Genomic DNA, 14,661 nt, shown 5'->3' with positions numbered 1-14,661 from the left:
TGCGGCAATCGTGCCGCGCGGTCGGGGGAATGATCATGTCGGCGAAAAGCGATACGCTCGAACAGGCGGTGACGGCGTTGATCGCGGCGCGCACCGCGCTCGACATTGCGCCGGGCGCCCGCGCGAGGGCCCGGGTCGACCGCGCCTTCGCGCGCCTCGCCGCGTTGCTAACGCCGCGGATCCGCTATCTTATCCGCGTCTATGGGCTGACCGGTGTCGCCGACGATGCCGGGCAGGCCTGTGCGATCGCGATTCACCGCGCCGCCGATCATTATGATCCGGCGCGCGCGCGGTTCACCACCTATGTCACGTGGCAGCTCCGCGCCGAATTGCAGGCGCTGCGCCTTCGCCTCTACGGCGAACACCGCAGCGCCGGGCGCCGCCAGGTGACGACGATATTATCGCTCGACGCGATGATCGACGCCGGCGCCGATGCGTGGTTGGCCGATCCCGCGGCGGAGGCGGCGGCCGAACGCCGCGCCGCCGACTGCCTGGCCGGGCGGGTGGCCGACCGCCTGGTCGCGGATTGGGCCGACCGGCGGGGCGCGCGGCTCGATGCGCGCCGGAGCGTCGCCGAACAGACGCTGGTTCGCCGCCAGCTCATCGGCGCCGAGGCGGCCGAGCGGCTCGGCGAAAGCGACCGCCATATCGTGCGCCGCGCGTTCGCTGATATCGTCCGCCATGCTGGCGGGAAACTGCACTGAGCGTCTATTGCAGCGTCGCGCGCCCATCGTCGCCATCGAAGCGACCGAAGAACTGCATCATCTGGACGACCAGTTCGGCGCGGGCGTCGATCGGCGTCGCTTCGAGTAGCGCCTGTTTCGCCGCAGCGTCGAAGGGCGCGACCTGCGCGATGCCGTTGACCAGCGTCGCGTCGTCGAGCTGGCCGACCGAATCCCAGTCGACGACATAGCCCTGCCGCGCCGCGAAGCGCTTTGCTTCGCGCTCGAGGCTGGCGCGTTCGATGCTCGACAGCACCGCGTCGTCCTCAGCCTCGATCTCGATTTCGGCCTCGACCTGACGGAAGGGCGTCGTCACGTCGAGCTCGCGGCGAACGCGAAAGCGCGCGACGCCTTCGAGCACCAGGTTGAAGCGCCCCTCGTCGAGCGCCTCGACGTCGATAATGCGGCCGACGCAGCCGATGTCGTACAGCGCGGGGGGCTCGCGATATTCTTCGCCGGGAAGCTGGCGCGGCTGGATCATCCCGATCTGCCGGTCGCGCGCGAGCACCTCTTGCACCATTGCCGAATAGCGCGGCTCGAAGATGTGCAGCGGCAGGTGCAGCCCCGGAAACAGCACCGCGCCGGGCAGCGGAAAGATCGCGATCCGCTGGATGGTCAGGGGCGCCGCTTCCGTCATCGGCCTAACCGAACAGGATCAGCGACAGGCGGCGGCGCTGCGCCGCTACCCACGGGTCCTCGAGCCCGACCGCCTCGAACAGCGACAGCAATTTGGCCCGCGCGGCACCGTCCTGCCATTCGCGGTCGGCGGCGACGATGTGGAGCAGGTTGTCGGCGGCGGCATCGCGCTGCCCCGCGCCGATCTGGGCCGCGGCAAGGTCGAAGCGCGCCTGATGGTCGTCGGGGTTCGCCGCGACTGTGGCCTCGAAGCCGGCAAGCTCACCCGCGTCGGGGGCGTCGGCAGCCAGTGCCAGCGCGCTCTTCGCCTGCGCGACGGCCGGGTCTGCGGCGATTTCGGCGGGGACCGCGTCGAGTGCGGCCTGCGCGCCGTCGATATCGCCCGCGAGCAGCAGGGCGCGAATCATCCCGCCATGCGCGGCGGCATTGTCGGGCGCCATGTCGAGGATCTGGGCAAAGATGCTCGCGGCGCGCGGCCCGTCGCCTTCGACGAGGATATTTTCGCCCATCTCGATCAGCGGCGCGATCTCGACCGCGCGGGCACTCGCCGCGCTCTCGATCGGGAGCTGGGCGAGCAACTGGTCGAGAATCGCCTTGAGCTGGCTTTCGCTGCGCGCGTTGGTCAGGTTTGCGACCGGCTGCCCCTGAAAGATCGCATAGACGGTCGGGATCGACTGGACCTGGAACTGGCCGGCGATGAACGGATTGGCGTCGACGTCGACCTTTGCCAGCACGACGCCCTTGTCGGCATAATCGGCGGCGACCTTTTCGAGCGTTGGGGCAAGCTGCTTGCACGGCCCGCACCATTCGGCCCAGAAATCGAGAATGACGAGGCTCGTCATCGACGGTTCGACGACGTCGCGGCGGAAAGCTTCGACGGCTTCCTTCTCTTGCGGGTTCAGACCCAAAGTGGCCACGTGGGGATGCTCCTTAAAATCTGCGGCTCCGGCATCGGCCGGAAAAGACTCGCACCCGCTTATGTGGGATTTGCGGGCGATATGCCAACCCTTCGGCCGTCATGTTGCGGGAAAAGCATGAAGGGGGTTGCCGACTCCGAAAGCCGGTGCTAATCGCCCGCCTCACCCGCTGGGAGCCACCCGTTTCCAGCCGCCAGAGCGGGCGTAGCTCAGGGGTAGAGCACAACCTTGCCAAGGTTGGGGTCGAGGGTTCGAATCCCTTCGCCCGCTCCAGATTTTCCAGCAAAATCAATGGTCTGCGAGATTTCAGGTTGATGCCTGAAGCCGCCTTTTTCTCCGGGCTACCACCGGGCTACCACCGAAGAAATATTCTTCGTCCTTATTTGCTGCAGTTTGCCAACGGCTGCGCATGGATTTGTATCGGCATGCGATCAATGCCATGGTGTGATCTCGCGCTAGGAGAAGATCGTGGACGATCGGAAGGAAGTGTTGCCTCTACGTATCGTCGCGGCCCGTTTCATCAGCGCGGACGAACAGGCAGGCCTTGTCGAACTAGACCGCATTGCGGCGGATGCCTCGCGCGTCATTCAGAAACGCTATTGGCTACTATGCCTGGCCCTAGTCTCCACTGCTTTCGCGACGATAATTACCCTCGGGCCCGGTATCTTTCTGACCGTCAGCGACACCTCTGGCGCAGATACCGTGGTTTTCATCGGGCTGGTTTGCTTCGTGCTAACGATGGCCGTGTTCGCGTCATGGCGCGTGTTTCAGTATGGCGGGATGAAGGCTTCGGCGCCGCAGACGGCTCTTTATGCCAATGCTGACGACCCCGCGGCGCGGAACCTTGAACGGCTCTTCTCCCTGCTCCAACGCGAGTCGACTTTGCGCGCCTTCTATCGAACCACGAATGGGGCGCGGCGCTATATCGATCACCGCTATTTCTTCGGCAAGCTTCGGGCGGCTCATGTTGCGAGGGACGGGACAATTCGCAGTGCGCTCTTCGGCCCGGTCGGTTTCTGGTTCGACCGCGAACTATTTCTGGATGCGGACGTCCTCAAACTGATCGCGGATGCCAAAGCTGAACCGAGCCGTGTCGGAGCGCCCAGAAAGTACGATTATACCGATGCCGTGATGTCGCTGATCGAACATCCCGACGTGCGGAAGATCGACATTGCCAAGAAGCGCGGTAATCAAAAGCTAATCGTCGGGCTTCTGGAGGATTGGTATCGCAGCAGGCGCCGCGAAGTACCCGGCGAAACCCAGCTTTCGAGTTACGCCAAGCAGATTCTGGAAACGATCGCGAAAAATCGCTCCGCTTAATCACGACCCCAATTGCCGAGGAACGGCGCATTTACGCGGATTCCTCCCAAGCGCAATTACCGGGAAACGTCTGCAAACGGCGGAATCCCTGATCATCCGCACTCCGTTGGAACTCGGAGCACATAACTGCAACTGATCCTGTCGCCCGCCGCATCGCGGCACTCGGAAGGAGGCGACGATGGAAGAAATCGCATACTCGATTAACCGCACGGCCAAGGCGCTCGGCGTCGGCCGGAGCACCATCTACAAGCTCATCAAGACCGGCCAGGTCGATGCGCTGAAGATCGGCACGCGAACGCTGATCACGACCGCATCCATTGCGCGGCTCACCGAGGCTCGCCCCGAGACTTGATACCGACGCGGCGAATTGCCGCCCGCGCATCCCGATCACTTCTCGATTCAGGAGGACAAGACATGTCCGTTCTTCGCAAGGCTCTCGCTCGTCTTTTTTCTTCGGGCCGAAAGCCCGACATGCACATCGAAGCCGATGTTCAGACCGCCATCTACATGTGGCCGATCATCGAAAAGTTGCTCGCCCATGGCGAGGATGGCGACACCTACCGCGCCGCAGTCAATTTCTGGCGCTACGCCGAGCGACCGCCGCTTGCCACATACGACGGAGATGGGAGCCGCTGTCACATCGATGGTCCGCTTCAAATGGCAGGCGATTTTGATCTTCCTTTGGGCGGAGAAATCTTCAGCCGCGGCGTCACGATTGATCTCGACCCCTTCGAGGCGAACGACCTTCGCGAACATATGCGGGCTGCTATCGACCGCGCTATTCTCGCTTGGCTTGCGGACAATGGCCGCCGCAAATCTCCATCGGCAAGAAATCCTTACGATCGCGAAACAGCCGACCGCGAAGCCAAGACGATGATCGCCGACTGGGTCGCTCGCAAGGGAGCTAGGCGCCCCGTCACGGAGGGCCCGGATCATGCCTGAATCGGTCGTCTTTGACGCAAGGTCGCAGGGCCGCGATGCTACGCATCGGACCCGTAATTTGCATACACACCTCACGCACGGGTGCATCCAGCTTTTCCGCCACTTTTCGAGGGTGCGATCAGAGTGCGCCCCGCAGTCGCTTCGCCAAAGCGACGCTTTCTCACCAAAATCCGAGGGTGCTATCCGCACCCTCAGGGAGGCGGCGCGATGAAGACTGTCCAACATTCCGTCCGCCTGCCCGCGGCGCTCGACACGGCGCTTCGCGCACTCGCCGACCAGCAGGGCAAGACGGTTTACGCGATGCTTCGCCGCTGCGTGAAGACAGGGATCGACGGGCAGACAAATCCCATCGCCAGCCATGCCGACGATCGCGAACTGGTCGCTGAGGTGGCGTCGATCAGCACGCGCCTCGCCGACGTCGAAAGCATTCTGGACCGTACCCTGCACTCCGCGTGCGCCGCCTATTGCTATGCGCGCAGCGCGGCGAAGGGAGGCGGCAAGAGCGACGACGTCATCACCGCAGAGACGCAGCGGGCTTATGACCGGCAAAAGGCGGCAGCGGAGGAACGGTCATGAGCGAGCCTCACGATCTCCGGCTTCATGCCGAGACGCTGCGGCGTCATCTTCGCTACAGCCAGACCCGGCGGTTCAAAAGACAGCTTGCGATCATGGTCTCGTCGATCGCGCTCGGCGGTTTGGCCGCGCCCTATCTGACGCTCGACCCGAGCATCCTTCGGGACACCGGCACCCATTATCATGCGAAGATGCTGTCGTGGTTTGCGGGGAGCGGCGGTGGCGATCCCGGGATAGTCGTCCGCTACCAAGGGACGGACTATCTGACGCCCGCTCGCACGGTTGCGACCGATCCTTATTTCGTCCGCCGGGCGAGCATCGCCAAGTCGTTCGTCATGCGCGGCGCCATGCTGGGGTTTGTAGCGTGGCTGTCAGGCTTGTTCCTGCTCCGCGATGTCGCCGCGCGCAGGCGCGAACGCGCGCTCCGCGATCGCGTGATCGACGGCACCAAGGTGACGAGCGAGAAGGAGCTTGTGAAGCTGGCGCGAGCCGACGCCGGTTCGCATCCGCTGACGATCGGTCCCGTTCCCTTTCCACGCCGCCTCGAAACCCGGCACATGGCGATGGTCGGCACGACCGGCAGCGGCAAGACGACGGTGCTGCGCCAGATGCTCGACGGGATCGCCGCGCGCGGCGAAGCCGCGCTGGTCTATGACACCAGCGGCGAGTTCATCGCCCATTACTTCCGGCCCGAGTGCGGCGACATCATCCTCAATCCGTTCGATGCCCGCTGCGTCTATTGGTCGCCCTTCGCCGAGATCGCCCACCCCGCCGATGCCGATCGCATCGCGCAGCAACTCGTTACCGAGACCGGGAAGCAGGACGACGACGTGTGGCTGGAAACGAGCCGCATCCTCGTCGCCAACATGATCCGGGAACTCTGGAAGGAGCAGAAGTGCACGCTGCCCGACCTGCTCGAAGCGCTGCAGAAGATGGACAAGGACAAGCTCAAGACCTGGCTCAAGGATACGTCGTCGGCGCGCACCTTCTCGGACGACGCCGACCGGGCCACCGGCAGCGTGCTCTTCATGCTCGCGAAGGCCGCGAACCTGATCCAGTTCCTGCGGATGCCCGAAGAGGGCGAGAAGGTCTTTTCGTTCCGGGAGTTCATCGCCGGTCTCGACGAGACGAAGGGCGCCAAGCCCTGGATCTTCGTGCCGCGGAAGGAAGAGCAATTTGCGGCGCTGAAGCCGCTGCTGGCCTGCTGGCTCGAATGCGCCGCAAGCGCCATGCTCGGCCTTGCTCCGTCCTCGGACCGCCGCGTCTGGTTCCTGCTCGACGAGCTTGCCGACTTGCCGCGTGTCGACAATCTGACGCGGTTGCTGCCCGAGGGCCGCAAGTTCGGGGCGGCAGTCGTCCTCACCTTCCAGGGCGTCGGGCAGATGCGGCATCGCTATGGCGACGACCTTGCCGAATCCATGCTCGGCTGCTGCAACACCAAGCTGTTCCTCCAGATGGGCGATGGCGAGTCCCGGCGCTGGGCCAGCGACACGATCGGCACCTGCGAGGTCGAGGTCCAGACCATGACCGGCGCGCTCGGCGACGGCGACGACAAGCCGCGAATAACGCTCGGCCGCCAGCGCAAGACCCGGCCGGCCGTGTTCGAAAGCGAACTCCGCCTCGCACGCTATGAGGGCTATTTGCTGTTCCCCGATGGGCTCCCCGTCGCGCGCATCGCGCTCACCGCCGACCATATCGAGAAGCGGGGCGAGCCGCGCCAGCCCGCCTTTGTTGCCGCGAACCCGGATACGACCCTTTGGCACCGGTCGTTGAAGGAGGCGCCCAAAGACGAGCCCGACAGCGCGGTCCAATCCCCGGTCGAACAGCAGGTCGTCGAAAAGCCGAAGGCAAGGAAGAAGCCGCCGGCACCCCCGCCCGCAGACGATGGTGGACCGATCTGATGGTCGCGTCGGTATCGGCGCTGACCAGTTCAGCGCAGGCGAGCAGTTACTATGAGGCCGACGATTATTATGCCGAGGGCGGGCTGTCGCCGTCCGAATGGCACGGCAAAGGCGCGGAGGAACTCGGCCTGTCGGGTGACGTCGATCGCGATACCTTCCGCGAACTGCTCGACGGCAAGATCGCGGGCCAGCAGCTCGGCACGGTCCGCGACGGCGAGCTCGAACATCGCCCCGGTTGGGATGTGACTCTGAGTGCGCCCAAGTCGGTGTCGGTCATGGCCGAGGTTGCGGGCGACCGGCGGTTAATCGAGGCACATGGGCAGGCGGTGAAGACCGCGCTCGCGCATGTCGAGGCGCATATGGCCGCGACCCGGGTCCGGCATGGCGGAACGGTGAGCCGCGTGGCCACCGGCAATTTGATTGTCGCGAGCTTTCAGCACGGCACCAGCCGGGCGCAGGACCCGCAGCTTCATACCCATAATGTCATCATGAACGCGACGCAGGGTGAGGATGGAAGCTGGCGCAGCCTCGAACCGCGCGCGATCTATCAGTTACAGAAGCAGATCGGCGCGATCTACCGGCAGGAGCTGGCCTTGAAGGTCCGCGAGCTCGGCTATGAAGTTGTACCGGGCAAGGAGTCGATGTTCGAGATCAAGGGTGTCTCGGCGGACGTGATGGCGGCGTTCAGTACGCGCAGCGCCGAGATCGAGGTGGCGCTCGGCGAACGGGGCACATCGCGCGAGGAAGCCAGCGCCGCCGAAAAACAGGTTGCCGCGCTCGATACGCGGCAGGCGAAAGTCGCGACCGATCATGGCGCGCTCGTCGCCGACTGGCGCGAAACCGCCGACCGGGCGGGATTCGATGCCGAGGCCCGGCTGGCGCTAGTGCGCGAGGCCGAGGCCAATGCAGCGAGCGGCCTCCACCTTCCCGATCCATCGATCGCCGATGGCGCCGTCGGCCATGCCGCCGACAAGCTTGGCGAGCGGCAATCGGTGTTCTCGGTCGCGGCGCTCCACGAAGAAGCGGGGCGGGTTGGACTTGGGAAGGTCGGCTATGCCGAGATTGGCGAAGCGATAGGGCGGGCTGCGCAGGAGCGCGAGTTGGTCGACCGTACCTTCCTCGATCGGCGCGGTGCGACGTTCGCCGGGTTCACAACTCGCCAGAATATCGCGGCCGAGAAGACGCTGCTTCGGATCGAAACCCACGGACGCAGTGCGCTAGCGCCGATCGCCTCGCCGCTTGCCGCCGCCAAGGCGGTTGCGGCAGCGGCGGCGCAATCGGAGCGGTCCGGCTTTGGCTGGAACCATGACCAGAAGGCCGCGACCGAGCAGCTTCTTACCAGTCGCAATCGGATCACCGCCGTGCAGGGTTATGCTGGCACTGCCAAGACGACGACAGTGCTCGCCACCTTCGCGCGCGAGGCCGAAGCGCGCGGCGTGTGCGTGGTCGCCCTCGCGCCGACGGCATCGGCGGCGATGACACTCGGCGAGGCGCTCGGCACGCGCGGCGATACCGTCGCGCGCCATCTGCTGGCGCCGGAACAGTCGGTGCCCGGCCAGACGGTCGCGTGGATCGTCGATGAGGCCTCGCTCTTGTCGGCGCGCGATACCGCGCGGCTGTTCGACTTGGCCGAGCAGCATGATGCCCGCGTGATCCTGGTGGGTGATGTGAAGCAGCTCGGATCGGTCGAGGCCGGCGCGGCATTTGCGCAGCTTCAGAGTGCCGGCATGCAGACCGCCACGCTCGGCGAAATCGTCCGGCAGAGCAATGCGGTCACGAAGGAGGCGGTGCTCGCCTCGATCGAGGGCGATGCGAAGAAAGCGCTCGCAGCGCTCGATCGTGGCGGTGGCCAGATCGTCGAACAGGCCGATCGCACTGGCCGCTTCGCCGCCATCGCCGAACGCTATGCCGGGCTCGACAAGGCGGCGCGGGCGCGAACGCTTGTCATCGAACCATCGCGCGAAGGGCGCGATGCGCTGACAGCAGACATAAGGGCGGCGCTCGTCAGGTCGGGCGCGCTTTCCGGCCCCGCCGTCGCCGTGGAAAGCCTCGTCAACAAGGGGCTCACCCGCGCCGAGGCGCGCGACCCGCTGAGCTATGACCGGGGCGATGTCGTTCGCTTTACCCGCGATTATGCCGACAAGGGCGTCGTCCGCAGCGAGGCCTATCGTGTCGAGGCGGTCGATCCGGCCAAGGCCGCCATCGCGCTGAGGTCCGGAGATGGGCGTGAGGTTGACTGGCGGCTCCGCCAATGGGGCGCCAGCAAGGCGCAGGTGTTCGCGCCCCAGAATATGGATCTCCGGACCGGCGACAGTATCCGCTTTACCCGTAACGATCGTGAGGCCGGGCGGATCAACGGCGCGCGCGGCGAAGTCACGGCCATCGACGAGCAGGCGCGGACGGCGACGGTGCTTAGCGCGCGTGGACAGGTACAGACTCTCGACCTCGATGCCGCGCGCGACCGGCATATCGCCCACGCCTATGTCGACACCGCCTTCGCCGCGCAGGGGCGCACCGCCGATCATGTGATCATCCACGCCGACAGCAAGGCGACCAATCTGGTCAATCAGAAAAGCTTCTATGTCGGCATTTCGCGCGCGAAGGAGTCGGCGACAATCGTCACCGATGATCGCACGAAACTGACCTCAGCGATCAAGGAACGCGCCGGGGTCGTCCAGACCGCGCTATCGCGTGCGCCGGTCGCGGGGGCGGCCATATCGCAAGCAGCCATCGCGACGCCCGCCGCCGACAAGGCGATCAGCGCAGCGGTCTCGCAAGCGGCGGCCTCGCTGCCCGGCATGGGGCTTTAGCTCTTGCCAAAGCAGCCGATCTTCCCGAAGATTCCGCTGCATGCGTACCGATCTCACCCATCTTCCCGCCGCCAAGCAGCGCGAGCTTGAACGGATCGTCGAGACGATCTTCGAGGAATTTCGGGGAGCGACCGAGAATGCGACCGGGCCGCGCAAGGGAGCGCGCATCCTCAAGATCATCCTTTTCGGTAGTCATGCGCGGGGCGACTGGGTCGATGCTCCGTTCTCGGCGAACCAGTATAAATCCGACTATGATATCCTCATCATCGTCAGCCAGAAGGAGATGACCGACCGCGCCGCCTATTGGGCCACGGCCGAGGAACGTCTCATTCGCGCCTACACGATCGAGAAGACCCTGCACACGCCGGTCAACTTCATCGTCCACAGCCTCCATGAGGTGAACGACGGACTCTCGCATGGCCGCGTTTTCTTCATGGAGGTCGCGAAGGACGGTGTCGCAATTTACGAAGCGGACGATCGAGAGCTGGCTACGCCGAAGCCGAAGACACCTGAGCAGGCGCTCGAAACGGCGCGGGAATATTTTGAGGAATGGATGCCAAGCGCAGCCGGTTTTCTCGATACCTCAAAATATGCGCGGAGCCGCGGCAGACTAAAAGAATCTGCTTTCCAAATGCACCAAGCGACCGAACGGCTTTACGGATGCTTATTGCTTACCCTAACCTTCTACACGCCGTACAATCATAACATCGCGTTCCTGCGGTCACTCGCCGAAGGACTTGACCGTCGTCTCTTCGGTATCTGGCCCGAAGCGACGCATCGCGAGCGAGCGATGTTCCAGAAGCTGAAAGAAGCGTACACGAAGGCAAGGTACTCAAAACACTATCGGATCAGCGAAGAAGAACTCGCGTGGCTTGGCGATCGCGTCGAGGAACTTGGCCGCGTCGTCCATCAGGTCTGCTCGGACAAGATCGCCGAGCTTGAGGCGGCGGCGCGCCGATAGGCGCTGGGCCGGACCCGCTTGCCGGGACTCTCGGATTCTGGCATAATCGTCGGCACGGAATGGAACGACTGGCGGCCATTCCGGGGATTATCCTGCCAGGCATCATGTAGGTCCGGCCGCGTGTCGGACGGTTGCTGATAGCCGCTTCGGCGGCACCACAGCGAGCACCGCTTGCCCATCCGCGCCCAATCGCGCGGACCGCCGTGGTGCGAGCTGCAAATGACACCCCCAACACCCGACGTTTACGCGCGCGAAGTCGTAATGGTGCGCGTCGGCCATCTCATCCAGCGCAAGCAGCGCGAAATCGAGCGCATCACCCGCATCCTGCGCGGCCTCTTCGACCCCTCGCAGGTTCAGGCGCCCGAGCCGGGACGGATCAAGCGGATCATCCTCATCGGCCCCTATGCGCGGCGATCCTGGTACGAAGACAGCCGGACGATCGAATTTTCCGATTATGGATTCTGGGTCGTCGTCAATCATCCGCTCTTCGCCGACGAGCGTTGTTGGCGGCGCGCGCGGGCGACGATTGACCGCGAGCTGGGCAGTCGCTGTGCGGTCGATATCGAGGTTTATTCGAAATCTGACATCCGCACCGCGAAGGCCGAGCGCGACACCTTCATTCTCGATCGGATCGAGGCTGGGATAGCACTCTATCGTGCGTCGCGCGATGCGCCGCTGCCCATGGGTGAGCGCCGGGGAGACCGGCCATGACCACCGTTGGACCCTACCCTACGTTCGACGCCTTCTATCTGGCGCAGCATGATCGGATGTTCCATTTCTTCCGGAGGAAAGTTGGGCGTGATGAAGCGCCTGATCTGGTGCAGGAGGCATTTACCTGTGTGCTACGAAGCGGGGCTTTCGATAGGCTCGAAAATCCAAACGGCTATTTGACACGGACGGCTCATAATCTGGTAATCAACCGGGCGCGGACTTGGCAACGGAAAGGTTGCGTGCTCTACCCGTTGGACGAGGCCCGTGATGCTCCACTCGCTCCGGAACAGGAATGGAAGCTCGAGGGGCGGGAGATTCGAGCAGCCTATCGGCGAGCGCTACTTGCCCTCCCGCAACGGACGCGGAGGATATTTCTGATGCATCGGTTGAAGGGCATGTCTTATCGAGCGATAGCGGAAAGTCTCAAGCTCGGGGAAAAGGGCGTTGAATATCATATGATGCGCGCACTCTCACGATGCCGAAAGACCGTTGCATTTTATCTATCGTAATTGGGAGGCGCGCCGAGACGATGGCTTCGCACTCGAGGGAGGCGTACACGGCCTATCGATCCCGTTCTAGCGAATGATCACAAGATGTAGATCGACCCGTTATCAATCGGACTGCTCGAAGCGGGAGGCATCGAATCCCGACTTGGGAAGAGCAGCCGCCGCTCAATGCCGTAACCCGGCAGGCGAACTGGACATCTATCGTATGTTTCAAGCAACGTGGCGTTCTTGCGTTGATGTCGGCCATTGCTGATCAGGCCAAAGGCCGCGCGTGTCGTAAACGATCTTACCACTGCGTTCCTCGAGCGGCACCGATTTGAAGACGTCATGATCGACAAGCACAATCAGGAGGTCGCAGTCGGTTAACGCATCGTCCAGCTCGACAAGTTTGGCCCCGCTGTCGGCGAATTCGACCGGCAGACTTTTGGCATATGGCTCAACGATCTGGATGCGCGCGCCGAACTGGCGCGCGAGGGCCGCAGCAACCTCGACCGCCGGGCTTTCGCGGAAATCGTCGATATTGGGTTTGAAGGCGAGGCCGAGAACGCCGACCTTCGCTTGCGGATGGCTCGCGACAAGCGCGGCGGTCGCGGCAATAACATGCGAGGTCTTTGCCAGATTCACTTCGCGCGCGGTACGGATCAGGCGGCTTTCGTCGGGAGCGCCGTGAACGAGGAACCACGGATCGACTGCGATGCAATGGCCGCCGACGCCAGGGCCGGGCTGGAGGATGTTGACGCGCGGATGGCGGTTCGCGAGACGGATCACGTCCCATACATCGACGCCCATCTTGTCGGCGATCATCGACAACTCATTGGCGAAGGCGATGTTGACGTCGCGGTAGCTGTTTTCGACCAGCTTGACCATTTCGGCGGCGCGTGCCGTCGTGGTAACGCAGGCGCCGCGGACGAACTGGCGGTAAAAGGTCATCGCACGGCGCGCACAGCGCGGAGTGATGCCGCCGATGCAACGGTCGTTATCGACCAGTTCGACGAGAATCCGGCCTGGCAGCACGCGTTCGGGACAATAGGCGATGAAGATGTCGGGCGTGCCGGAGCAGCGTCCCGGAATCTTGAGATCGGGACGCTCGGCGGCGAGCAATTCTGCAACTTTCTCGGTCGTGCCGACGGGAGAGGTCGATTCGAGGATAACCAGATTGCCGGCTTCGAGCACTTTTGCAATCTTGCGCGCGGCATCAAGCACATAGGTGATGTCGGGACGATGCGCCTCATCGTGCGGTGTCGGAACGGCGATGACGAACGTGTCGGCGGCGGCGGTTTCGGTCGAGGCGACCAGCGCGCCGCGCGATACGACGCCCTGGACGAGGCCGTCGAGATCGACTTCCTCGATATGGACGCGGCCGCTGTTGACCGTTCCGACCACATGCGCGCTGACGTCTATGCCGGTGACCTTGCAACCCGAACGGGCGATGAGTGCCGCGGTCGGAAGGCCAATATACCCCAGGCCGACCACGGTAACTTTCTGTTCGATATCAACTGGCACGCGCGACAATCTCCGCAATCTGGGTCCCCGCTGTACCGTCACCAAAGGGATTATGGGCGCGGGCCATGGCGGCATAGGCGCCTTCATCGTCCAAAAGGCTGAAAATTTCGGAAACGATCCGGTCGCGGTCGGTACCTACCAGCCGTGCAGTGCCTGCGGCGATGCCTTCTGGACGCTCAGTCGTCTCCCGCATCACGAGCACCGGCTTGCCGAGCGAAGGCGCTTCCTCCTGCAATCCGCCGCTGTCGGTGAGCACGAGTTCGCTGAGACAAAGGAGACGAACGAAATGCGGATAGTCGAGCGGATCGATCAGCGCGACGTTCGGGAGATTGCCGAGAATCGGCTCCATTGCGCTGCGGACATGCGGATTGGGGTGGACGGGGAAAACCACCGCGACGTCGGGGCGCGCGGCAAGCGCGGCAATCGCCTCCGCAATTGCCCTCATCCCATCGCCGAAATTCTCGCGGCGGTGCGACGTAACCGCGATGATGCGCTTGCCGGTGAACCGTGCAGCGATCGGATCTAGCCCCGCGGCGAGCGCGGGCTCCTCGTCGATCCGCGCCTTGGTCGCGAGCAGCGCATCGATCACCGTATTGCCCGTCACATGGATACGGTCAGCGGCGACATTTTCAGCGCGCAGCGCAGCGGATGCGGTTTCGGTCGGCGCGAAATGCATGTCGGCGACCGCGCCAGCGACCTTGCGGTTCACCTCTTCGGGCCAAGGATGATAAATATTGCCGCTGCGCAGCCCGGCCTCGACATGTCCGACCGGTATCTTGCGGAAATAGGCCGATAATGTCGCCGCCATCGTTGTCAGCGTGTCGCCATGCACAAGGATGCGGTCGGGCTTTTCGGCGTCGAAGGCCTCGCCGAGCCCGATCACCAGCCGCGCGAGAAGACCGTCTAGGGTCTGATTCGCTTGCATCACGTCAAGGTCGATGTCGGGCACGATGCGCGCGATGTGGAGTACCTGATCGAGCATTTCACGGTGCTGCGCAGTCACGCAGACGCGAACATCGATATCGGATCGGTCGCGCAGTGCATGCACGACGGGAAACATCTTGATTGCCTCCGGGCGCGTCCCGAAAACCGTCATGACTTTCATTTAAAAGGCTCCCGTGAAGCTAGGAAGAGGCAGGAACGGCCGGGCAAATTGTTA

The 14,661-nt window shown here is 63.8% G+C and carries 14 protein-coding genes and 1 tRNA gene; 11 read left to right on the top strand and 4 right to left on the bottom strand.

The genetic code is table 11. From position 1 onward, the window contains the following. Positions 1-35 precede the first annotated feature (35 nt). Entirely contained in the window at positions 36-704 is a 669-nt protein-coding gene (locus tag AN936_RS18530; RefSeq protein WP_054590416.1) for a sigma factor, read from the top strand. Between the two features lie 4 nt (positions 705-708). On the opposite strand, the gene AN936_RS18525 is transcribed toward AN936_RS18530, so the two are convergent. Beyond that, positions 709-1,359 (bottom strand): LON peptidase substrate-binding domain-containing protein, encoded by a 651-nt coding sequence (locus AN936_RS18525; protein ID WP_054589370.1) that lies wholly within the window; start codon positions 1,357-1,359, stop codon positions 709-711. 4 nt (positions 1,360-1,363) lie between these two features. Next, on the bottom strand, positions 1,364-2,275 hold the full coding sequence (locus tag AN936_RS18520; RefSeq protein WP_054589369.1) for a tetratricopeptide repeat protein: 912 nt from the start codon (positions 2,273-2,275) through the stop codon (positions 1,364-1,366). A gap of 198 nt (positions 2,276-2,473) precedes the next feature. Between AN936_RS18520 and AN936_RS18515 the strand changes: the two genes are divergently transcribed. The 10 genes from AN936_RS18515 to AN936_RS18470 all read left to right on the top strand — a co-directional run bounded on the left by AN936_RS18515 (position 2,474) and on the right by AN936_RS18470 (position 12,002). Beyond that, a tRNA-Gly gene (locus AN936_RS18515) sits at positions 2,474-2,548 on the top strand. A 195-nt stretch (positions 2,549-2,743) separates the two neighbouring features. Further along, positions 2,744-3,595, top strand: coding sequence for a hypothetical protein (locus AN936_RS18510; RefSeq protein ID WP_054589368.1), 852 nt, complete (start codon positions 2,744-2,746; stop codon positions 3,593-3,595). Between the two features lie 178 nt (positions 3,596-3,773). Next, positions 3,774-3,947: a helix-turn-helix domain-containing protein gene (locus tag AN936_RS18505; protein WP_054589367.1), complete on the top strand. Its 174-nt coding sequence runs from the start codon at positions 3,774-3,776 to the stop codon at positions 3,945-3,947. Between the two features lie 62 nt (positions 3,948-4,009). Further along, entirely contained in the window at positions 4,010-4,537 is a 528-nt protein-coding gene (locus AN936_RS18500; RefSeq protein WP_149037721.1) for a hypothetical protein, read from the top strand. Between the two features lie 207 nt (positions 4,538-4,744). Beyond that, positions 4,745-5,113, top strand: coding sequence for a hypothetical protein (locus AN936_RS18495; protein WP_054589365.1), 369 nt, complete (start codon positions 4,745-4,747; stop codon positions 5,111-5,113). Then, positions 5,110-7,011, top strand: coding sequence for a type IV secretion system DNA-binding domain-containing protein (locus tag AN936_RS18490; RefSeq protein ID WP_054589364.1), 1,902 nt, complete (start codon positions 5,110-5,112; stop codon positions 7,009-7,011). Before AN936_RS18495 ends, AN936_RS18490 begins: the two co-directional genes overlap by 4 nt. Then, positions 7,011-9,821, top strand: coding sequence for a MobF family relaxase (gene mobF, locus AN936_RS18485; protein WP_054589363.1), 2,811 nt, complete (start codon positions 7,011-7,013; stop codon positions 9,819-9,821). Before AN936_RS18490 ends, mobF begins: the two co-directional genes overlap by 1 nt. Before the next feature lie 40 nt (positions 9,822-9,861). After that, a complete protein-coding gene (locus AN936_RS18480) occupies positions 9,862-10,782 on the top strand; it encodes a nucleotidyltransferase and HEPN domain-containing protein (protein WP_054589362.1) in 921 nt (306 codons plus the stop codon). 219 nt (positions 10,783-11,001) lie between these two features. Continuing rightward, the gene (locus tag AN936_RS18475) at positions 11,002-11,493 is read left to right on the top strand and encodes a hypothetical protein (RefSeq protein WP_234715632.1); all 492 of its coding nucleotides are present in this window, start codon (positions 11,002-11,004) and stop codon (positions 11,491-11,493) included. Continuing rightward, positions 11,490-12,002, top strand: a complete 513-nt coding sequence (locus AN936_RS18470; protein ID WP_054589360.1) for an RNA polymerase sigma factor — start codon at positions 11,490-11,492, stop codon at positions 12,000-12,002. Before AN936_RS18475 ends, AN936_RS18470 begins: the two co-directional genes overlap by 4 nt. A gap of 207 nt (positions 12,003-12,209) precedes the next feature. On the opposite strand, the gene wecC is transcribed toward AN936_RS18470, so the two are convergent. Together wecC and wecB are read right to left on the bottom strand one after the other, a co-directional pair. After that, entirely contained in the window at positions 12,210-13,502 is a 1,293-nt protein-coding gene (gene wecC, locus AN936_RS18465; protein WP_054589359.1) for a UDP-N-acetyl-D-mannosamine dehydrogenase, read from the bottom strand. Next, on the bottom strand, positions 13,492-14,607 hold the full coding sequence (wecB, locus tag AN936_RS18460) for a non-hydrolyzing UDP-N-acetylglucosamine 2-epimerase (RefSeq protein WP_054589358.1): 1,116 nt from the start codon (positions 14,605-14,607) through the stop codon (positions 13,492-13,494). Before wecB ends, wecC begins: the two co-directional genes overlap by 11 nt. Positions 14,608-14,661: the final 54 nt, after the last annotated feature.

The sequence above is a fragment of the Sphingopyxis macrogoltabida genome (genome assembly GCF_001307295.1).
In the GTDB taxonomy this organism is placed as follows: Bacteria; Pseudomonadota; Alphaproteobacteria; order Sphingomonadales; family Sphingomonadaceae; genus Sphingopyxis; species Sphingopyxis macrogoltabida_B.
Note: the sequence above shows the minus strand (reverse complement) of the source record. Positions and strands in the feature narration are given on the sequence as shown.

Bases quoted from the DNA above. Each gene is read 5' to 3' on its own strand.
- AN936_RS18530 (WP_054590416.1), top strand. From the start codon at position 36: ATGTCGGCGAAAAGCGATACGCTCGAACAGGCGGTGACGGCGTTGATC.
- AN936_RS18525 (WP_054589370.1), bottom strand. From the start codon at position 1,359: ATGACGGAAGCGGCGCCCCTGACCATCCAGCGGATCGCGATCTTTCCG.
- AN936_RS18505 (WP_054589367.1), top strand. From the start codon at position 3,774: ATGGAAGAAATCGCATACTCGATTAACCGCACGGCCAAGGCGCTCGGC.
- AN936_RS18500 (WP_149037721.1), top strand. From the start codon at position 4,010: ATGTCCGTTCTTCGCAAGGCTCTCGCTCGTCTTTTTTCTTCGGGCCGA.
- AN936_RS18495 (WP_054589365.1), top strand. From the start codon at position 4,745: ATGAAGACTGTCCAACATTCCGTCCGCCTGCCCGCGGCGCTCGACACG.
- AN936_RS18490 (WP_054589364.1), top strand. From the start codon at position 5,110: ATGAGCGAGCCTCACGATCTCCGGCTTCATGCCGAGACGCTGCGGCGT.
- mobF (WP_054589363.1), top strand. From the start codon at position 7,011: ATGGTCGCGTCGGTATCGGCGCTGACCAGTTCAGCGCAGGCGAGCAGT.
- AN936_RS18480 (WP_054589362.1), top strand. From the start codon at position 9,862: ATGCGTACCGATCTCACCCATCTTCCCGCCGCCAAGCAGCGCGAGCTT.
- AN936_RS18475 (WP_234715632.1), top strand. From the start codon at position 11,002: ATGACACCCCCAACACCCGACGTTTACGCGCGCGAAGTCGTAATGGTG.
- AN936_RS18470 (WP_054589360.1), top strand. From the start codon at position 11,490: ATGACCACCGTTGGACCCTACCCTACGTTCGACGCCTTCTATCTGGCG.
- wecB (WP_054589358.1), bottom strand. From the start codon at position 14,607: ATGAAAGTCATGACGGTTTTCGGGACGCGCCCGGAGGCAATCAAGATG.